This window comes from Flavobacterium filum DSM 17961, assembly GCF_000425465.1.
Classification (GTDB): domain Bacteria; phylum Bacteroidota; class Bacteroidia; order Flavobacteriales; family Flavobacteriaceae; genus Flavobacterium; species Flavobacterium filum.
In genome coordinates this window covers 1-20,657 of sequence record NZ_AUDM01000011.1, presented here as the reverse complement: position 1 = coordinate 20,657, position 20,657 = coordinate 1, and the positions used below count along the sequence as shown (strand labels likewise).

20 protein-coding genes are annotated in these 20,657 nt (G+C 35.7%); 11 read left to right on the top strand and 9 right to left on the bottom strand.

What is annotated here, in order from left to right:
- Positions 1 to 95 precede the first annotated feature (95 nt).
- The 5 genes from queA (at position 96) to H601_RS0107840 (ending at position 6,890) form a co-directional block, all read left to right on the top strand.
- Complete coding sequence (gene queA / locus H601_RS0107865; RefSeq protein WP_026710998.1) at positions 96 to 1,145, top strand: tRNA preQ1(34) S-adenosylmethionine ribosyltransferase-isomerase QueA; 1,050 nt, start codon at positions 96 to 98, stop codon at positions 1,143 to 1,145.
- Positions 1,146 to 1,490: 345 nt separating this feature from the next.
- Complete coding sequence (kynU, locus tag H601_RS0107855) at positions 1,491 to 2,780, top strand: kynureninase (protein WP_026710996.1); 1,290 nt, start codon at positions 1,491 to 1,493, stop codon at positions 2,778 to 2,780.
- A 79-nt stretch (positions 2,781 to 2,859) separates the two neighbouring features.
- Entirely contained in the window at positions 2,860 to 3,210 is a 351-nt protein-coding gene (locus tag H601_RS0107850) for a four helix bundle protein (RefSeq protein WP_026710995.1), read from the top strand.
- 91 nt (positions 3,211 to 3,301) lie between these two features.
- Positions 3,302 to 4,390 (top strand): agmatinase family protein, encoded by a 1,089-nt coding sequence (locus tag H601_RS0107845; RefSeq protein WP_026710994.1) that lies wholly within the window; start codon positions 3,302 to 3,304, stop codon positions 4,388 to 4,390.
- 109 nt (positions 4,391 to 4,499) lie between these two features.
- Entirely contained in the window at positions 4,500 to 6,890 is a 2,391-nt protein-coding gene (locus tag H601_RS0107840; RefSeq protein ID WP_026710993.1) for a penicillin acylase family protein, read from the top strand.
- Here H601_RS0107840 and H601_RS0107835 read toward each other — a convergent pair.
- The 4 genes from H601_RS0107835 to H601_RS0107825 form a co-directional block, all read right to left on the bottom strand.
- On the bottom strand, positions 6,883 to 8,415 hold the full coding sequence (locus H601_RS0107835; RefSeq protein ID WP_026710992.1) for a cryptochrome/photolyase family protein: 1,533 nt from the start codon (positions 8,413 to 8,415) through the stop codon (positions 6,883 to 6,885). The genes H601_RS0107840 and H601_RS0107835 overlap by 8 nt on opposite strands.
- A 150-nt stretch (positions 8,416 to 8,565) precedes the next feature.
- Positions 8,566 to 9,900, bottom strand: a complete 1,335-nt coding sequence (locus tag H601_RS0107830; protein WP_026710991.1) for a DASH family cryptochrome — start codon at positions 9,898 to 9,900, stop codon at positions 8,566 to 8,568.
- 83 nt (positions 9,901 to 9,983) lie between these two features.
- On the bottom strand, positions 9,984 to 10,133 hold the full coding sequence (locus tag H601_RS16335; protein WP_084139954.1) for a DUF2256 domain-containing protein: 150 nt from the start codon (positions 10,131 to 10,133) through the stop codon (positions 9,984 to 9,986).
- A 2-nt stretch (positions 10,134 to 10,135) separates the two neighbouring features.
- Positions 10,136 to 10,771 (bottom strand): flavin reductase family protein, encoded by a 636-nt coding sequence (locus tag H601_RS0107825; RefSeq protein WP_026710990.1) that lies wholly within the window; start codon positions 10,769 to 10,771, stop codon positions 10,136 to 10,138.
- A 146-nt stretch (positions 10,772 to 10,917) separates the two neighbouring features.
- Between H601_RS0107825 and H601_RS0107820 the strand changes: the two genes are divergently transcribed.
- Complete coding sequence (locus H601_RS0107820) at positions 10,918 to 12,261, top strand: FAD-dependent oxidoreductase (protein WP_026710989.1); 1,344 nt, start codon at positions 10,918 to 10,920, stop codon at positions 12,259 to 12,261.
- Between the two features lies 1 nt (position 12,262).
- Here H601_RS0107820 and H601_RS0107815 read toward each other — a convergent pair whose 3' ends face one another.
- The 3 genes from H601_RS0107815 to H601_RS0107805 form a co-directional block, all read right to left on the bottom strand.
- Positions 12,263 to 12,628: a cupin domain-containing protein gene (locus H601_RS0107815; protein ID WP_026710988.1), complete on the bottom strand. Its 366-nt coding sequence runs from the start codon at positions 12,626 to 12,628 to the stop codon at positions 12,263 to 12,265.
- Between the two features lie 25 nt (positions 12,629 to 12,653).
- Positions 12,654 to 13,022 (bottom strand): DMT family protein, encoded by a 369-nt coding sequence (locus tag H601_RS0107810; protein WP_026710987.1) that lies wholly within the window; start codon positions 13,020 to 13,022, stop codon positions 12,654 to 12,656.
- Positions 13,023 to 13,100: 78 nt separating this feature from the next.
- Positions 13,101 to 14,642, bottom strand: coding sequence for a helicase HerA-like domain-containing protein (locus H601_RS0107805; RefSeq protein ID WP_026710986.1), 1,542 nt, complete (start codon positions 14,640 to 14,642; stop codon positions 13,101 to 13,103).
- Between the two features lie 145 nt (positions 14,643 to 14,787).
- On the opposite strand from H601_RS0107805, the gene H601_RS0107800 reads away from it, so the two are divergent.
- Both H601_RS0107800 and H601_RS0107795 read left to right on the top strand, forming a co-directional pair.
- Positions 14,788 to 15,420 (top strand): 7-carboxy-7-deazaguanine synthase QueE, encoded by a 633-nt coding sequence (locus H601_RS0107800; RefSeq protein WP_026710985.1) that lies wholly within the window; start codon positions 14,788 to 14,790, stop codon positions 15,418 to 15,420.
- Positions 15,420 to 15,794, top strand: coding sequence for an energy transducer TonB (locus H601_RS0107795; RefSeq protein WP_026710984.1), 375 nt, complete (start codon positions 15,420 to 15,422; stop codon positions 15,792 to 15,794). The genes H601_RS0107800 and H601_RS0107795 overlap by 1 nt, the downstream gene beginning before the upstream one ends.
- A 101-nt stretch (positions 15,795 to 15,895) precedes the next feature.
- Here H601_RS0107795 and H601_RS0107790 read toward each other — a convergent pair whose 3' ends face one another.
- On the bottom strand, positions 15,896 to 16,603 hold the full coding sequence (locus H601_RS0107790) for a class I SAM-dependent methyltransferase (protein WP_026710983.1): 708 nt from the start codon (positions 16,601 to 16,603) through the stop codon (positions 15,896 to 15,898).
- A 72-nt stretch (positions 16,604 to 16,675) separates the two neighbouring features.
- On the opposite strand from H601_RS0107790, the gene H601_RS0107785 reads away from it, so the two are divergent.
- Complete coding sequence (locus tag H601_RS0107785; protein ID WP_026710982.1) at positions 16,676 to 17,173, top strand: YkgJ family cysteine cluster protein; 498 nt, start codon at positions 16,676 to 16,678, stop codon at positions 17,171 to 17,173.
- A gap of 1 nt (position 17,174) precedes the next feature.
- Positions 17,175 to 17,564 carry a PH domain-containing protein gene (locus H601_RS16135; protein WP_051220698.1) on the top strand — a complete coding sequence of 130 codons (390 nt, stop codon included), beginning with the start codon at positions 17,175 to 17,177 and terminating at the stop codon, positions 17,562 to 17,564.
- An 81-nt stretch (positions 17,565 to 17,645) separates the two neighbouring features.
- Here the strand turns inward: H601_RS16135 and H601_RS0107775 are convergent, their stop codons facing one another.
- Positions 17,646 to 18,893: an exo-beta-N-acetylmuramidase NamZ family protein gene (locus tag H601_RS0107775; RefSeq protein WP_156900370.1), complete on the bottom strand. Its 1,248-nt coding sequence runs from the start codon at positions 18,891 to 18,893 to the stop codon at positions 17,646 to 17,648.
- Positions 18,894 to 19,021: 128 nt separating this feature from the next.
- Between H601_RS0107775 and H601_RS0107770 the strand changes: the two genes are divergently transcribed.
- Positions 19,022 to 20,257 carry an ABC transporter permease gene (locus H601_RS0107770; protein WP_026710980.1) on the top strand — a complete coding sequence of 412 codons (1,236 nt, stop codon included), beginning with the start codon at positions 19,022 to 19,024 and terminating at the stop codon, positions 20,255 to 20,257.
- Positions 20,258 to 20,657: the final 400 nt, after the last annotated feature.

Here is a 20,657-nt window from a genome sequence, read left to right as displayed (position 1 = left end):
CACTTGACAACCCCTATTTCGCAATCGTATATTTGCCACCGGAATTTTAGAATTAGTGAAACTATTCACTAATTACTATTCACTAATCACTATATATGAAATTATCTCATTTTAACTTCAATTTACCTGCCGAATTATTGGCAGAATTTCCAGCAGAAAACCGTGACGAATCTCGTTTAATGGTGGTGAACAGAGCAAAAAAAACAATTGAACACAAATTATTCAAAGACATTATCGATTATTTTGATGATGGTGATGTAATGATTATGAACAATACCAAAGTTTTTCCCGCTCGTTTGTACGGAAACAAAGAAAAAACCGGAGCCAGAATCGAAGTGTTTTTATTGCGTGAACTCAACGCTGAGCAACGTCTTTGGGACGTGTTGGTTGATCCGGCCAGAAAAATCCGTATTGGGAATAAGTTGTATTTTGGAGACGATGATTCATTAGTAGCTGAAGTTATCGATAATACCACTTCTCGCGGTAGAACCCTTCGTTTCTTATACGATGGTTCATATGACGAGTTTCGAAATAAATTAACCGAGTTGGGTGAAACCCCAATCCCAAAATACATCAACAGAGAAGTTACTCCCGAAGATGAAGAACGTTACCAAACCATCTATGCCAAAGTAGAAGGTGCTGTGGCGGCTCCAACTGCCGGTTTGCACTTTTCTAAACATTTGATGAAACGCCTTGAAATCAAAGGAATCAATTTTTCTGAAGTGACTTTACACGTTGGTTTGGGAACTTTCAATCCGGTTGAGGTGGAAGATTTATCCAAACACAAAATGGATTCTGAGGAACTAATCATTACCCAACAAGCTTGTGATGTGGTAAATAACGCCATTGCAAACAAAAAACGAGTTTGCTGTATCGGAACAACCTCTATGAGAGCCATCGAAAGTTCGGTTTCTTCTGCAAGAACAATGAATCCTTATGAAGGTTGGACTAATAAGTTCATCTATCCGCCTTACGATTTCAGTATTGCTAATTGTATGGTAACAAACTTCCATACGCCAAAATCAACTCTTTTAATGATGATTTCGGCCTTTTGTGGACACGATTTAATGAAAAAAGCCTACGAAGAAGCCATCAAAGAAAAATACAGATTCTACTCGTATGGTGATGCCATGTTGATTATTTAATCTGTTCCGAAATTTCGGAATCATTTCAGATTCTCAAATACAAAATCCCAATCTTTTCCGGTTGGGATTTTTTTTGGGCGTATTACGGGCTTTTCACTCCAAGTCCTCACACCAAAACACAATTTTCTAGAGGTTAAAAAGAGCTTCCGTTGGTCGCTTTTTTAACCAAAGAAAATATGTGTTTTGGTGCTCCGGGCTTTCCGCTTCAATCCCTAACGCAAATGGTGTTTCAAATAAAAATTCTTCTTTCGAATAAAAATTCTTCTTTTTCCCCGTACGGACAGGTCGCGACCTGTCCCTACAATCCAAAAAATTATTACCTTTACCAAACAAACAAACTACTACATGAATTTTCAAAATACACGCAAATTTGCCCAACAATTAGACGCACAAGACGAACTTTTTAAGTACCGTGACGAATTTATTTTTCCCAGTATAAACGGTAAAAACGTGATTTATTTCACCGGAAATTCACTTGGATTGCAACCCAAACGCACTCAAGCGTATGTAGATGAAGTCATGAACGATTGGGCTAAACTCGCCGTTGAAGGTCATTTTTATGCCGACAAACCTTGGTGGGATTATCACGAGCGTTTTGCCAATCCGTTAAGTGGAATCGTAGGAGCAAAACCCTCCGAAATCACAGTGATGAATACCTTAACGGTAAACCTTCACTTGATGATGGTTTCTTTTTATCGACCTACACCCAAAAAATACAAAATCATCTGCGAAGAAAAAGCCTTTCCTTCCGACCAATACATGTTTCAAAGTCAAGTGAAATTCCACTCCCGACACCTCGGGATAGACCCAAGCGATGCCATAGTTGAAATCAAACGTAGAGAAGGAGAACATAACATTCGCCATGAAGATATCATTGCCAAAATTGAAGAAGTAGGCGAGGAGTTGGCCTTAGTTTTAATTGGTGGGGTAAACTATTATACCGGACAAGTGTTCGACATCAAAACCATCACTGAAGCAGGACATAAAACCGGTGCATATGTAGGTTGGGATTTGGCTCATGCCGCCGGAAATATTGAACTCGAACTCCACGAATGGAACGTAGATTTCGCCTGTTGGTGCAGCTATAAATACATGAATTCCGGACCGGGTAATGCTTCCGGTTGTTTCGTTCACGAAAGACATCATCATGACAACGATTTGCCTCGTTTTGCGGGTTGGTGGGGACACAATAAAGAGCGTCGTTTCAAAATGGAACCCGATTTTGATCCCGTTCACGGAGCCGATGGATGGCAAATCAGTAATTTACCAATTTTATCCTTAGCACCTTATTTAGCTTCAGTTGAAATGTTTGCCGAAGTGGGCATGAAAAAATTAATTCAAAAAAGAAATCTCTTAACGGCCTATTTAGAATTCATCCTCCACGAAATTGACCGCGAAATCGCCGGAACCGAATTTGAAATCATCACTCCCCAAAACCAAGAAGAACGAGCTTGTCAATTATCAGTCTATCTTCACGGTCAAGGCAGAGCATTATTTGAATATCTTATGAAAAACGGCGTCATCACCGATTGGCGTGAACCCAACGTAATCCGTCTAGCTCCTGCACCGTTCTACTGCTCTTTTGAAGACATGTATGAATTTGGACAAATATTAAAAGCAGGAATTAGTAAATAGGATTGTTAGATTATTGGATTTTTAGAAAGTTTTGATAATCGAGTAGTTTAACATCCAATAATATGAAAATCAAGATAATATGCATAGATACAAAGATTTAGAAATATGGAAATTAAGTAGAAAATTTTGTACACCAATTTACAAAGTGACCCAAAGTTTTCCTGATTCTGAGCGTTACGGGTTAATAAGTCAATTGAGAAGAGCAGCTATATCTGTTCCATCAAATATTGCCGAGGGCTCTGCAAAATCATCAAATAAACATTTTTTAGTTTTCTTAGAAAATGCAATTGGCTCATGCTATGAAATTGAAACCCAGTTGTTGGTTTCCAATGATGTTGGTTATTTGAATGATTCTGATTTAAAAGGTTTATCAGATGAACTTCATATAATTACATTAATGATTGCAAAATTCATGTCAACATTAAAATAAATACGATTTTTTAGATTAACATATTGTCTGGTTTTTCAAACAATCCAACAATCTAACAATCCAACAATCTAACAATCTAACAATCCAAAAAATGACAAAACAAGAAATCCTCCAATCCTTCGACCCTAGCCAACCCGGCTTAGCCGATGCAACCATTTTTGGCTTACCTTTTTCCATTGAAGACAGTGAAATAATCGTAATTCCTGTTCCATGGGAAGTAACAGTAAGTTATGGTTCCGGTGCTTCAAAAGGGCCGGAAGCCATTTTAGACGCTTCTTTTCAAGTGGATTTAAACCACCAAGAATTTCCTGAATTATGGAAATTAGGCATCTTTTTAGACGAATCGCCAAAAGGAGTTAAAAAGAATTCAAAAAAATATAAAAAGAAAGCAGCTCCCATCATCGAAGCACTTGAAAGTGGTTCGGTAATTGAACATCATCCCGGTTTGCAAAAAAACTTGGATAAAATTAATTACGCTTGTTCCGATATGGTAGAAGCCGTTCGTGAAAAAACATTACATTGGCTAAATCACGGTAAAAAAGTGGTATTGTTAGGAGGCGATCACAGCACACCGCTAGGCTATTACCAAGCTTTAGCTGAAAAACATGATAACTTCGGAATTCTTCATTTAGATGCTCACATGGATTTGCGAATTGCCTATGAAGGTTTCACGTATTCGCATGCTTCCATCATGTATAACGCCTTGCAAATTCCGCATATTTCAAAAATTGTGCAAGTGGGTATTCGTGATTTTTGCGAACAAGAAGTTGAGGTGGTAAAAAAAGAGAACGGAAGAGTTGTCATTCACACCGATTCTGACCTAAAAAAGGAAACGTTTGAAGGGAAAACATGGCAACAACAATGCGATGCCATTATCGCGGCATTACCGCAAAAAGTCTGCATCAGTTTTGATATTGACGGGATGTATCCTTGGTATTGTCCCAACACAGGAACTCCTGTTCCGGGCGGGTTTTCATTTGAACAAGCCGCTTATTTGTTAAGTCGTTTAGCTGAAACAGACAAAGAAATCATCGGATTTGATTTGGTTGAAGTCGCTCCCGGTGAAAATGATGATTGGGATGGAAACGTTGGAGCCCGAATGTTATTTCACATGTGTGGTGCTTTAGCTAAAAACAATAAAATGAATGTAGGAGAGAAAATCAGCTTTCCACGTAAATAATATTTTTTAAACTTTATACCATTAAGAAGTTATGAAATTGAGCATCAAAGCTTAATGAATCTTAATTTCTTAATGGTTTTTTTGTAACTTTAAATCAAAATTCTTTCCCATGCGAATTCTGAAAAAAATTGTAGTTATCATTTTTATCCTTTTTGTAATTTTGGCTATAGGTGTTGGAAGTTATGCCTACTTTTTAACGCCAAAATACGATGGCGAAGTGGTATTAAATTCTATCCAAAAAGAAACCACCGTTTATTTTGACGAATACGGAATTCCACACATTTACGCTCAATCTCAAAAAGATGCAATGACCACTTTAGGTTATGTGCATGCTCAAGACCGCTTGTGGCAAATGGAGCTCATGCGACGCATTGCTCCGGGAAGATTATCCGAAATTTTTGGTTCGGTAATGCTTAAAAATGACAAATTTTTCTCCGGTTTAGGGATTGACGAAGATTCCGAAAAAGCCATTGCTCAATTGGATAAAAACAGTGAAAGTTATCAATTGACCTTAGCCTATCTTGATGGAATCAATCAGTTTTTAGATGAAGGGCCTACGCCTATCGAGTTTCAATTAGTTGGTGTTCAAAAACAAAAATTCACCATCAAAGACGTGTATAACATTTTTGGATATATGGCTTTTAGCTTTGCTATGGCTCAAAAAACCGATCCATTATTGACCGATATTCGGGATGAATTGGGAATGGATTACCTCAAAGATTTTGGTATTGATGGTTCTTTGGCTCATACGAAACTAAAAAGCTTCAAAGGGAAATCAGAAGCGTATGCTGAAATTTCTAAATCAGTAGCTTCATTGTTGGAGCAATCACCCATTCCTCCTTTTATTGGTAGTAACAGCTGGGTCGTTGGCCCTAAAAAAACAAAAAGTGGAAAAGTGTTGTTTGCCAATGATCCACACATTGGGTTTTCGCAACCGGCCACTTGGTACGAAGCTCATATTGTTACGCCCGATTATGAAATGTATGGGTATTATTTAGCAGGAACTCCGTTTCCGCTTTTAGGACATAATCGTGACTATGCGTATGGATTGACGATGTTTGAAAACGATGATATGGATTTGTTCTTAGAAACCAACAATCCCGAAAATGAAAACCAATACCAAACGCCGGAAGGATTTAAAAACTATCAAGTCGCTGAAAAGACCATCAAAGTAAAAGACAGTTCCGATGTAGTTTTAAAAGTTAAAAAATCGCATCACGGGCCTTTAATGAACGGTTTGGTGGAAGGTTTAAAGGAGGACAAACCCATCTCGATGTGGTGGACGTATTTGCAACATAAAAATCAAATTTTGGATGCCGTTTATTCACTTTCGCATGCCAAAGGTTTAAATGATTTTCATCAAAGTATCGAGTTGATTGCTGCTCCGGGATTGAATATCATGTACGGCGATGCCAAAGGAAATATCGCTTGGATTACCTCCGGGAAATTGTATAAAATGCCCAAAAATGTCAACGTCAATTTTATTTTAGATGGCTCGAATGGGAAAGATGAGCAAAAAGAATACTACGATTTTTCCGAAAATCCGTATGCCATTAATCCGGATTGGAACTATGTTTATTCGTCCAACAATCAAGTAGAACGGATAAATGATTATTTGTATCCCGGTTATTATTTGCCGGAAGATCGTGCGAAACGAATTGTTCAATTACTCGAACCCAAAAACGATTGGACGAAAGAAGATTTTATGAACATGATTAACGATGATCAATCGTCGGTTTCACCTTCAATCATAAAAAGTATTTTAAATGGAATCAATCAAAACGATTTATCTGAAATTGAAAAAAATGCTTTAAACCAATTGAAAAAGTGGAATGGAAGCAATGCTTTAACCGATATTGCTCCCACCATTTACAACCAATTTCTATATCATTATCTCCAAAACACCTTTGAAGACGAATTAGGAAAAGACCGTTTTATGATTTTATTGAATACGCATATAATGAAGCAAATGATTGCGTTTCAAATTGCGAATGAAACTTCACCTTGGTGGGACAATAAAACTACGTCGGATAAAAAAGAAACGCGAAGTGAAATTTTGACGCATTCTTTTCAACAAACCATTTCACATTTAGAAAAAAAATTGGGCAATCAAGTTTCCGGATGGACTTGGAATAAAGTGCATACAGTAGAACACAAACATCCACTGGGTGAAGTCGCTGCTTTACGAAGTTATTTCAATGTGGGTCCGTTTGAAATTAATGGTTCCAATGAAGTCATCAATAATTTGATGTTTACATTCACTGAATCTGGAAATCATCAAGTTAAAGCCGGACCTTCCACCCGAAGAATAATTGACTTTTCAGATATTGAAAACAGTATGAGCATTCTTCCCACAGGACAATCGGGAAATCCGTTGAGTGAGCATTATGACGATCAAGCAGTGATTTATAACGAAGGGAAATTTAGAAAGATGAAAATGAATAAAAAGGAAATTGAAGCAAGTGCAAGAAAGTTGGTGTTTAAACCAAAGTCTAAATAACATCTAAATTTTCTAATATCTCCTTCGCTTTCAATTTTATCTGAAACAATTCCTCCGCCGGAATCTTATTCAACAAATTCAACATCATCGCCATTCGTTGATTGTTTTTAAAATGCTCTTTTTTATCATCTAAAAAATTCCAATACAAGCTGTTGAACGGGCACGCTTTTTCGCCCAATTTGTCTTTCACATTATAGTGACAACTTCCACAGTAATTACTCATTTTGTTAATGTAACTACCCGAAGAAACATAGGGTTTGGTGGCTAAAATTCCACCATCGGCATATTGACTCATGCCTCGTGTATTTGGCATTTCCACCCATTCAATGGCATCAATATAAACACCTAAATACCAGGCATCGACTTCATCGGGGTGCATTTGTGTAAGCAATGAAAAGTTGCCAATAATCATTAAACGTTGAATATGATGTGCATACGCTTCTTCCAAACTTTGTGAAATGGAATGACTCATGCAATTCATTTTCGTCTTTCCTGTCCAATAAAAATCGGGTAATTTGTTTTGGTTTTCTAATGCATTCATTTGTCCGTAATTCGGCATTTCTTTCCAATAAATTCCGCGGACATATTCTCGCCAACCTAAAATTTGCCGCACAAAACCTTCTACTTGAGAAAGGGTAATTTCAGCTTCATTTTGATAATAGTAATTGACAACTTGCTCAATCACTTCCTTTGGCGAAAGCATTTTAGTATTCATCGCAAACGACAATCTCGAATGAAACAGAAATTTCTCTTCCGTGTGCATCGCATCTTCATAATCGCCAAAATGTTTCAACAAATGATGACAGAAATAATGCAATTGCTCCAAACATTCCTCACGTGAAGTCGGCCAATTGAATTTTTCCACATCAATAGAACCAAAGGTTTTAACCTCCATTTTTTCCAATTGATGCATCACTTTTTCCACATTTTTTGGAAAAATTTTTGCCTTCGGAACCGGAACTTCGCCTTTGTATTTTTTTCGATTGTCGTGATCAAAATTCCATTGATTTCCAACCGGATTGGCTCCAACCATCAAAACGTCGTGCTTTTTTCGCATCATGCGATAGAAGTTTTCCATCAATAACAATTTCTTTCCTTGAAAAAATTCGGCTAATTCGGTTCGGGTTGTATAAAAATGTTCCGTGTCAAAAACTTCTGTTGGAATAGAGAGATTTTGGCAAATTTGCTTCAATTGCTCATCCAATCGAAATTCATCCGGCAATTGGTATTCCAATTTTTGAATGGAATAATGTTCAATAGTTTGTTGTATTAATGCTTCTAAATGTTGCGGATTTTTGATATCATCAATTTCAAAATAAACCACTTGATGATTTTTACTTTTTAAGTGCGAAGCAAAATTCCGCATACTCAAAAAGAACGCCACGACTTTCTGAATGTGATGTTTCACATAATCGGTTTCCTGACGCATTTCTGCCATCAGATAGATGACATTTTCATCGGTTTGTTGAAACCAAGAATGGTTGTGATTCAATTGATCACCGAGAATAAGTCGAAGTGTTTTCATAGTCATTGCGAGGCACGAAGCAATCTCTTTTTTTTGTTTCAAGTTTCAGTTTTCAAGTTGAGAGTTGCTCTGTGAAATTTTTAAATTCGTGTTAATCCGTGAAATCCGTGTCAACTTTTCTTTAAATGTTTATTGTCAATTGAAACTAATTTAACCTAACCATAATTTTTGATACTTTCCATCCCCATCATACATTTCCGCTTGGCGTTTGATGTTGAATTTTCGGTCTCTCGGATCATTTCCCACACCGGCATTGTAGATCCAATTGCCATAATTCGAATGGACATCATAATCAATCAACATGCTTTCAAAGTAAGCCGCAGCTACTCGCCAATCTTGTTCCCATTCTTTGGCCCAATAACTCGCCACATTTTGCCTACCTCTGTTACTCATGAAACCGGTTTGTTGCAATTCAATCATATTGGCGTTTACAAAAGGCTCACGCGTATTGCCGTTCATCCATTGACGAAGTGCTTTTTCATTGAACTTCCAATCATATTTTTTTCCTAAAATACCATCGAGTTGAAAGATTTTGTTGCCGTGTTTCAACGAAATGTATTTGAAATAATCCCGCCAAATCAATTCAAAAATCAACCAATACGTGTCTTCATTTTTACAAATTTCTTGCTCATAACTTTGAACTTCCCAATAAATGGTTCGAGCAGAAATGCCTCCATTGGCCAACCAAGCGGAAAATTTAGAACTGTAATCGGTGCCAATTAATCCGTTTCGTGTTTGTTTGTATTGGGATAATTTTTCGTTGTCAAAAAAATAGTGACTCAAACGTTTCAAAGCTGAAGTTTCTCCGCCCCGAAAAGGGAAAGCAGAATGTTTATGTATCTTGAACGATTCCAATCCCAAATCTTCCAAACTCGGAATTATATTGGATGTTTCCACCAAATTTTCTTTGGGTTGAACCGAAATTTCAACTAAAGGTCGAACCTTACATTCTTTTTCACACTTCTTTCGAAATTCTGTAAAAACTTCCGGAATTTTGGAAAAATCAGCATACGGTATATCACTCGGATGAAATAAAAATTGGTCGTACGTTTCTACAAATTCAACCCTTGAAATTTGATTTTTGAAATTGCCATTGTTGTTGTTTTTGACATTGACATTGCCATTTAAATTGATTTTGACATTGTTATTGACATTGACTTCTTCCTGCGTCCATTCTTTCTGAAGAAAAACAGTAGAAATTTGATATTCATTTACCAATTTTGGCAATACATTTTCGGGTAAATCATGAAAAATAAGCAATGAAATATTTTTAGCGGCTAAATTATTTTTCAAATCTCGAAGCGTTTCCAACAGAAATTTAGCTCTAAATTTTTCTGTTTTTTTAAATCCATAACGCGTCATTTCAAATTGTCTCGGGTCCAGAAAATAAACCCCAATCACTTTTCCTTTCTTTTGACATGCCTGAAAAAGGGAATGATTGTCATTGACGCGTAAATCATTTCGAAACCAAACTAGATTGTTCATTTTTATGGTGATGAGTTATAGGTAATTGGTTAAAGGTTACTACTAAACTGAAAACTGCGACTGTGACTGCGACTGAAAACTCCCTACACCTTACTCCCAACTTTATTCCTCCTACACCGCTCACTACAATACAAAACCTCTTCCCAATTCTTTTCCCATTTTTTTCGCCAGGAAAAGGGAAGTCCGCAGGTTTTGCAGTTTTTTTGAGGAAGATGTACTTTCTTATGAGCCATTTTTAAAGGATGGATTTTGTTTGAACATTTGGTCGGGCATAATCAAATCGATCTAATAATTTTGGGACACAATAGCCATCTAATCCATTAATAGTTACTACGTTTTCTTCATCCAATCGAAGCCAATGGTCTTTTTGAATCAAGTTTTCCTCAACAAATAATTCTTCGATAGAAGCGATAATGTGAATCGTTCCGTTTTCTTTAATGTCATATTCGTTGAGGTATTTGCATAAAATTTGAACCGGACTACCTTTTACAAACGGAATGGAAATGCCTTCATGATACGTTTCTTCCAAATTGGTTTTATCAAATTCGGATATATGTTCATCATAACTAGCTGAGGAATGATGAGCGTCTGCAATCATGGTTTCCGTAATATGATTCACCGTAAAAAACCCTACATCTTTAATATTTTTATAGGTATTTCTGGGAACAATTGTCGGCCGAAGAATAAATCCTAATAGAGCAGGATCGCTTCCTAAATGCGTGATACTACTAAAAATGGCAACATTGGAAACTCCTTCAGCTGTTTTTGTGGCGATTAAATTAGCCGATTTGTAGCCGGTACAACTATTAATCAAATTCAATCGTGGAATTTTAGGAAGCTCTTGAATAGCTTCTTTGGTAAACTTTTTCACAAGCAATTTTTTTCAAAAGTACAAATTGTTTAATAAATAAATAAAAAAGTTAAACAAAATATTTTCTGAGTCAAAATTTTCCCGTTTTTAGGTCGTTTTATCTTTTGGTATTCCGTACTTTTGTATTCCAATTTTTGATTTTTATCATGCAAACGCCACAAAAAATTGCTGTTGTTGGTTCCGGTTTAGTGGGAACTTTATTGGCAATTTACCTCAAAAAATTAGGGCATACCGTTCATGTTTTAGACCGAAGTCCGGATATTCGCACTGTTGAATTTTCCGGTCGTTCTATCAATTTGGTGATGTCAAACAGAGGTTGGAAAGCGTTGGAAGATATCGGCTTGACCGAGGAAATCAAAAAAATTGGAATTCCGGTTGATAAGCGTGCCATTCATTTAAAAGATTCTAAACTCAATTACCAATATTACGGAAAAGAAGGGGAAGCCATTTATTCGCTTTCCCGTGGGGTTTTGAACCGAAAAATGATTGACTTGGCAGAAGAAGCCGGAGTTGAGTTCTTTTTTGAACACCGCATTTGGGATGTTTCATTGGCAGATGCGACTTTACACATCGGAGAAACCGAAAGAGGTGAGTGGACCGATTTAAAATACGACAAAGTTTTTGGTGCAGATGGAGCTTTTTCCAGAATTCGCCATCGGATGCAACGTCAGAGTATGTTCAATTATTCACAAGAATTTTTGCATATTGGCTATAAAGAATTGCATATCCCTGCCAATCCGGATGGTTCGCACAAAATTGATAAAAATTCGCTACACATCTGGCCTAGAGGAAATTTCATGTTGATGGCTTTGGCCAATTTGGATGGTTCGTTTACGTGTACATTGTTCATGCCGTTTGAAGGTGAAAATTCTTTTGAAAGCTTGAAAGACGAAAAAACCTTAGTTGATTTCTTTGCCGAGTTTTTTCCTGATACGAAAGAAGTAATTCCGGATTTGGTGCGAGATTTTTTTAAAAATCCAACTAGTTATTTAGTCATGATGAAGTGTTTTCCTTGGACGCATTCCGATAAAGTGGCTTTAATTGGCGATTCGGCTCATGCCATTGTTCCTTTTTATGGTCACGGAATGAATGCCGGATTTGAAGACATCACGGTTTTAAATGAAATGATTGCAAAATACGGCGATGATTGGGAAGCTATTTTCAAAGCGTATGAAAAATCCCGAAAACCCAACGCGGATGCAATTGCCGAACTTTCCTACCGCAATTTCATGGAAATGAGTGCCAAAACAGCAGATGAAAAATTCTTATTGCAAAAGAAAATTGAAAAATGGTTTTCCGATAAACATCCAGATAAATGGATGCCATTGTATAGCCGAGTAACCTTTAGTTTGCAACCCTATTCCGAAGCTTTAGCCATAGGCGATTTCCAAAATAAAATCATGGAAGAAGTGATGCAAATGGAAAATATTGAAACCATTTGGGATAGCGAAGCAGTAGAAGTGAAGATTATTTCGCTACTTTCAAAATAAATTACGCTTCCTCCCGATGCACCTTCTCAAAATCAAATGCTGGTTGGCAAATGGCAATGTATTCACACACTTCCTCAAACGGATTGGAATATTGAACACGTGTGTTTTTCTCAATTTTGATGGATTGACCAGCTTCTAAAACAATTACTTTGTCTTCAATAATAAATTGTTTTTTTCCTTTAATGATAAAAGTATATTCATCAAATTCAGGCGTTTGAAATGGTTCACTCCAATGCGGCGGAGCAATCATGTGAGCGATGGAAATGTTGCAGTTGCCATCGGAAGCTTTACCGAAATGTTCTTCGATTAATTTTCCATCAGTTGTTGGAACAATGAATGGCGATTTTTGGATGAAATATTTTTTCATAACGTCTATTCTCTGTTTTTTTTCTCTATTTTCTAAAAATAAAATAAACCGCCAACACCAAACAACACATTCCCGCAAAATGATTCCATTTAAACGTTTCGGTTTTAAAGAACAGCATTGAAAAAATCACAAAAATAACCAACGTAATCACTTCTTGAATTACTTTTAATTGCAATAAGGAAAACGGACCACCATTTCCCTCATATCCAATCCGATTGGCTGGAACTTGGAAGAAATATTCAAACAAAGCCAATCCCCAACTGATTAAAACAATCGTAATTAATCCGGCATTTTCAAACCATTTCAACTCTTTAAATTTCAAATGACCATACCACGCCAATGTCATGAATATATTGGAAAGTATAAGTAGTCCGATGGTGAAGAATCCTTTCATTTTTTTTGGGTGATAAGTAATTGGTAATGAGTTCGAGCTATATTTGCTCACCTTTTACCCTTAACCCATTACCTTTTTTTATTTTTTAAACATCTTACTCAAAATTCCCAAAGCCCCTCGAATAAAAGTAGCACTCGTTAACACTTTTACAACTGCTTTTGTGGTCTGACTCTCAGGAGCTTTTCGAGCGGTAGTGGATGTAGTTTTTTGAGCTTCTTTTTGTTTGGCCACTTCTTCAGCTTGTTTTGCGGCTTGTTCTTCAGCAGAAGCTATTTTTTTATTTAGTAATTCATACGCACTTTCACGGTCAATCACTTCATTGTATTTTTTTGCCAATTTAGAGTTGGCAATGTGTGATTCAATCTCAGGTTGCGTTAACACATCCATGCGACTCATTGGTGCACGTAGCATTGTGGCAACTAGTGGAGTAGGAATCCCTTTTTCATTTAAGGCTGTTACAAAGGCTTCTCCAATTCCGAGTTGCGTAATTACTTCGTCCGTTTTGTAATAATCGGACAACGGATAATTTTCAGCCGTCATTTTAATCGCCTTTCGGTCGTTTGCCGTGAAAGCTCGCAACGCGTGTTGGATTTTTAAACCCAACTGACTCAAAACCCCAGCCGGAATGTCTTGTGGGTTTTGCGTGATAAAATAAATTCCAATTCCTTTGGAACGAATCAATTTCACGATAGTTTCAATTTGATCTTGCAATGCTTTGCTGGCTTGGTCAAAAATCAAATGAGCTTCATCAATAAAAATAACCAATTCGGGTCGTCCTGCATCACCTTGTTCCGGCATGGTACTATAAATTTCGGCTAACAAACTCAACATAAACGTCGAAAACAACTTCGGTTTGTCTTGAATATCAGTTAATCTTATGATGTTTACATATCCATTTCCATTGTTGTCAACTCGCATTAAATCGTCAATATCAAATGATAATTCGCCAAAAAACAAATCGGCTCCCTGTTGCTCTAATTCGATGATTTTTCGTAAAATCGAACCCGTTGAAGAAGTGGAAATCCGACCGTATTCTTTTTCAATTTCGGCTTTACCTTCTTCGGTTATATACTGTAAAACTTTTTTAAAATCTTTTAAATCTAAAAGAGGCAAATGATGGTCGTCGCAATATTTAAAAATAACCGCAACAACGCCACCTTGCGTATCATTCAAATCTAAAATTCTTGAGAATAAAACCGGACCAAATTCAGAAACAGTAGCTCGCAACCGAACCCCATTCTGTTTGGAAATGGTCATCAATTCCACCGGAAAACCTTTGTTTTCATACCCTAAATTGATTTTAGCATGACGTTCAGTGATAAAAGATTGTTCAATTCCCGGCATCGCAATTCCGGAAAAATCTCCTTTAATATCCATCATCAACACCGGAATTCCGTTTTGAGAAAGTTGTTCCGAAAGCACTTGGATGGTTTTTGTTTTTCCTGTTCCGGTTGCTCCGGCAATTAATCCGTGACGGTTTAAGGTTTTTAAAGCAATATTAACATGTGCTTCTCCACCTACCGGAACACCATCTAACATGGCACCACCAAGCGTTATAAAATCACCTTTGCAAACATATCCGTTTTTAATGTGTGTGCTGAATTCTTCGACTTTACTCATGATAAAAGATTTATATTTCAAATGTAGTAAAAGGAAATGATTCAAAAAATAACATTTCAAAAAAGCCTTCTTTTTTTCTGACAATCCAAAAATCGAATAATCAAACCATCCATTTCCTTATCTTTGCACACTTATTTCAGAAAAAATGCTTCAAAAAGAAATACAATTAGCGGTTGAAAAAGGAGAAATGCTTCCGTTAATGGAAGAGTTTTACACCATTCAAGGCGAAGGATATCATACAGGGACAGCTGCTTATTTCATCAGAATTGGTGGTTGTGATGTAGGTTGCCATTGGTGTGATGTAAAAGAAAGTTGGAACGCAGAACTTCATCCGCCCACGGAAACAGATACTATTGTTTCAAACGCAAAAAAATATTCGGATACTGTTGTAATTACCGGTGGTGAACCGCTTACTTGGGATATGAATCCGTTAACTCAAAAATTGAAAAATGTTGGTATCAACATTCACATCGAAACTTCCGGATGTTATACGGTAACCGGAAAATGGGATTGGTTTTGTCTTTCGCCAAAGAAAAATAAGCTTCCTGTTCAAAGTGCTTATGATATGGCAAATGAATTAAAAGTTATCATTTATAACAAACACGATTTTATTTTTGCCGAAGAGCAAGCAGCTCAAGTGAACTCAAATGCTATTCTTTTTTTACAACCGGAGTGGAGCAAAAAAGAAGAAATGACACCGTTAATTGTTGATTATGTGATGAAAAATCCAAAATGGAGAGTGTCGTTGCAAACACATAAATATTTGAATATACCTTAATGAGATTTTATTTTCTTTTACTACTTTTTGTTTTTTCTTTTTCACCTTCATTTGCACAGATTCAAGGCGAAGATGAAGTGTATTTGAATTCAGAAATACTGGAGCCTGAGTTTCCTGGTGGAATGGATATGTTTTATACGTATTTGATGACTCAACTGGATAAAACGAAAATCAAAGGTGGTGAAAAATTAATCGTTTCATTTGTCATTAATACCGAAGGAAAAATGGAAAAAATTAAATTAGTAAAATACAAAGATGTAGATACTGCAATGGAAGTCTTGAATGGATTTACTAATTTTCCAAAATGGAAACCGGCCTATAAAAATGGTAATCCCGTAAGTGTAGAATTAAAAATCCCAATTGTTTTTAAATAAACTACGTTAAACTTAACCCACGGTTTTAAACGTGGGATGACCGAATTAAATAGCTATTTAAAACCTTGTGAATCAACACAAAACCTTACAATTCAATAAAATTAGACACAACTCAATCTCGCTAAATAATCATAATGTTCACCTTCTTGAATTAATTCACAATTCAAACCGTTTGCATGAGCAGCATTTTGAAGTGTATTGTAATCTAAATACAACCAATCAAAAGGTTTTTCGGTTTCTCCTTTATAATGAACGGTAAAAGTCAATTCTCCATAATATTTATCGACCGGAACCTCATACGCACCGTCATCATCTTGATCATACATATAGATTAAATCGGAACTGTCGATTAGTATTTGACCACCATTATTTAAAAGTGATTTTAACTTTTTTAGATAGGTTGTTATGTTTTTTAATTGGCCGAAAATTCCGGTTCCGTTCATTAATAATAAAACAGTGTCAAATTTTTCAGAGGAATTCAGATATAAAATATCCGAAACAAAACAATTCGTTAAACCCCTCAATCGACAAGCATTTATAGCGTTTTCAGAAATATCAATCGAATTCACATCTAAACCTTTTTCTTGTAAATATAAAGAATGGCTTCCGGCTCCACAACCAACATCCAGAACTTTTCCCTTGGAAAGTGATAAAGCTTTTTGTTCCAGTTTTGGCATATCCTTAAAACTACGAAACAAATAAGCCACACTCATTTCATCTGCTTCAGAAATAGATGTTTCAGTAATCAGATCTTCAGGATCATTTCCGGTTTGATAGTCTAGAATGGCTTTTCCAAAGAGGTCTTTCATAAAAAGTTTAAAAGTATAGCAGTTTAAGCGTTTAAAAGTTATTTAACTTTGCAGTAATTTAAAATTGACACATTGGCACATTTTCAAATTGACACATTGGCTAAACTTGCCAAAGATAAGCATATCGAAAACAAAAAGTATTTTGATAAGCTAAAAAAGAAAACGCCCAAAAATTTGGATTATGTAATGCAAGATTTACATGAAGCCGAATTTAAAAAAACGGATTGTTTAGCGTGTGCCAATTGTTGCAAAATAACCGGTCCGCTTTTTACTTCGGCTGATATTGAACGAATTTCAAAGCATTTTAAACAAAAACCACAACAATTCATCGACCAATACCTTAGAATTGATGAGGACAACGATTATGTGTTAAAGTCGCTTCCATGTACATTTTTAGAAAGTGATAATAAATGTTTCATCTATGACGTTCGCCCAAAAGCTTGTCGAGAATTTCCACATACGGATCGTAAAAAATTTCAACAAATATCAGATTTAACATTGAAAAATGTTGCCATTTGTCCTGCCGCATATAATATTGTGGAAGAAATGAAAAAAAAGTTACCTTTATAATATGAAAACGTATAGATCAAAAATAGATTGGTGGCTAATACTGTTAATTTTGGGAATCTTTGGTTATCCAATTGTGGAAGGTGTTTTGACAAAACAATATGGTTTGTCAATCACTATGATTTCAATTTTATTTTTTATGTTTTGGATGTTTTCAAAAATAAAATATATAATTGAAGGAACAATGCTAAAAGTTTGGTGGATTAAAATTGATATTCATTCTATTAAAAGAATATACAAAACAAATAATCCACTAAGTTCTCCGGCATTATCGTTAGATAGAATTGCAATTGTTTATAATACATATGATGAAGTACTAATTTCACCAAAACTAAAAAAAGAATTTGTAGATGATTTATTGAAAATCAATCCTACTATCCAAATAGATTTGTAAAGCTTAATTTTAGGATTATTTTCAAACTAAACTAGGCAAACTTAACCCACGGTTTCAACCGTGGGATAGTAAAAGATATATTTAATAAATCAAATATTTCTCCCTCACTTTCATAAACTCATTCAACCCTTTCTCCCAACTTTTTCTAATCTCCACATCAGAAACACCTTTTTCAATTTGTTCCTGAAGTTTTTTTGTTCCCGCCAATTTCACAAAAAACGAATTAAAAAATACTTTTTTATCGGATGTTGATTCATAAGCTTTGATGAGCCATTTTAATTCCAAACGATTTACTTTTTCGATGGTACTTAAATCTTCTCCATAACATAGTTTTCCATTATGCATTGGGTCTTTGGCTCCAAAATTTGGTTTTGGGGTAAAACTAAAATCTGTTTTGGATAAAAATGGCGAACCATAAATTTGAAATTGCTTTTCCGTACCGCGACCTACACTCACATTCGTTCCTTCAAAAAAACATAAACTTGCATATAAATTGATAGATTGATCGTTTGGTAAATTTGGTGAAGGTTTTATAGGTAAACTATATTTCATGTTTCGATTGTAATTTAAACATGAGATTACAGTCAATTGACATCGAACACCATTTTTTAACCATTTTTCACCATTAATCATTAGAGCATATTCGCCAATGGTCATCCCATGTAAAACCGGAATCGGATGCATGCCCACAAAACTCGTAAATTCTTTTTCTAAAATTGGTCCGTCAACTATATTTCCATTCGGATTGGGTCGGTCTAAAACAATAAGCGGAATATTATTTTCCGCACAAGCCTCCATAACATAGTGAAGAGAAGATATATAGGTGTAAAAACGAGCACCAACGTCTTGCAAATCAAAAACCATCAGATCTATTCCGGTTAATTGCTCTGGTTTTGGTTTTTTGTTGTCGCCATAAAGTGAAATTATGGGTAATCCGGTTTTAGTGTCTTTTCCGTCTTTAATTAATTCTCCGGCATCAGCCGTTCCTCTAAAACCGTGTTCGGGTGCGTAAATTTTTTGCACCTGCACTTTTCTTTCAATTAAAAAATCAACTAAATGTACATTACTAAAAATACGTTGATATTCTTTAGTGCCATTTTCAATAACAATATTCTCAGATTCGATTTTTAAAATTCCGGTTTGATTGGTTACTACACCAACTTTCTTTCCCGCTAAAATAGGTAAATAGGTAGTATAATTTTCCGCTCCGGTCTTTAAGTCAGCGAATGTTGAAACTTCATGAAGCGTTGAAATTTCTTTGTTTTTTTCGTTGTCATCTATTTTCTTTTCTCTATTTTCTATTTTCTTACTTCCTCCACAACAAATCATTAAACAAATCAAACCCAAACTCAAAAAATAATATTTCATACTAAAAATAATTAAAAAAAACAGCCACAAACTTACTTAGTATCTCAGCCACTCAAAAAAAATCTATATTTGCAACAAATCATAATCCATTGAACGTAGAATATTTCATCGCTAAAAGATTAACTACTTCAAAACTGCATAAAAGTAGTATTTCTAAGCCAATTATAAAAATTGCAATTACCGCTATTGCAATCGGAATCATTATGATGATTATTTCCGTAGCAACAGGTTTGGGGTTACAACAAAAAATACGCCAAAAAGTTTCGGCTTTTAACGGGCATATTATTATTTCCAATTTTGATGACAATCAATCGGAAGTAAGCAAAGATCCTATTTCCAAAAAACAAGATTTTTATCCAGAGTTTAAAACGGTTCAAGGAGTCAATCATATTCAAGCAGTAGCCAGTAAAGCCGGAATTATCCGAACCGAAAAAGCATTTGAAGGAGTCATTTTCAAAGGTGTTGGTAGCGATTATAAATGGGAAAATTTAGAAGAGTATATTATAGACGGTCGTATCCCTAATGTAAAAGAGCAGCTGAATGCCGAAGTGCTGATTTCAGAATATCTTGCCAATCGCTTGTTTCTAAAAGTAGGCGATAAATTCAATACCTTCTTCATGAAAGAAGATAGTAATGAAATGCCAAACCTTCGTGTTTTTACCATTGTGGGAATTTATAATTCTGGCTTTCAAGAATTTGATGCCACTTTCATACTTGGCGATATTCGTCACGTGCAACGAATTAATCGATGGAGGACCGACGAAGTAGGTGCGTTTGAAGTATTCATCGACGATTTTAATAAAATTGAACAAAAAGGCGAAGAAGTATATGAGCAAACATCTTATATGTTTGACAGTAAAACAATTGTAGAAAAATACAGTTTCATTTTTGAATGGTTGTTGTTGTTTGATTTCAATATTGTAGTAATTTTAGTCATCATGATTGCGGTGGCTACTATTAATATGGTGGTGGCGTTGTTAGTTTTGATTTTAGAAAGAACCCAAATGATTGGCATCCTAAAAGCACTCGGAGCAAACAATTGGACAGTCAGAAAGATATTTCTTTTCAATGCCTTTCATATTATAGTAAGAGGTTTGCTTTGGGGAAATTTGATTGCCATAGTTTTGATGTTCCTCCAACAACAATTCGGAATCGTAAAATTAAATCCGGAAAACTATTATGTAAGCGAAGCACCTGTTTATTTTAATTGGCTGTTTATTCTATTGCTTAATTTGGGTACAATTCTAGTCAGTTTGATTGTTTTACTCATTCCATCTTATATTATTACCAAAATTTCTCCGGTTAAAGCCATTCGTTTCGATTAGTAATTTTCAGAAGCTTCATCCCGCTTTTCGTTACAAGTCCGTTTGTTGGGCTTGGTTCGTCTAAGCTTTACCAAGAGCTTCCTTTGGTCGCTTTGTTAAATCAAGTCTCACACAACCCCATCAATCCGGGCTTTTCACTACAATCGGGGCTAGGGTAGCAGAAGTAAAAAGAAGTTTCAGGTTTCAACCAATATCAATTGATTACCAAACCCCTCCGTTCCAATCCATTATAGCGAAGCTATTAAAATCTGTTCAAATCCACGTTTTGCTTCAGCAAATCCGTCCAATTTGCGTTTCCCTGGCAAGTTTTCAAAAGCATCGTTCCTTAATTTCTTAATGGCAAAATCCATATTGTATCATTCATTATTCTGTGTTTTCGGTGTTTTCTGTGAGAACTTCA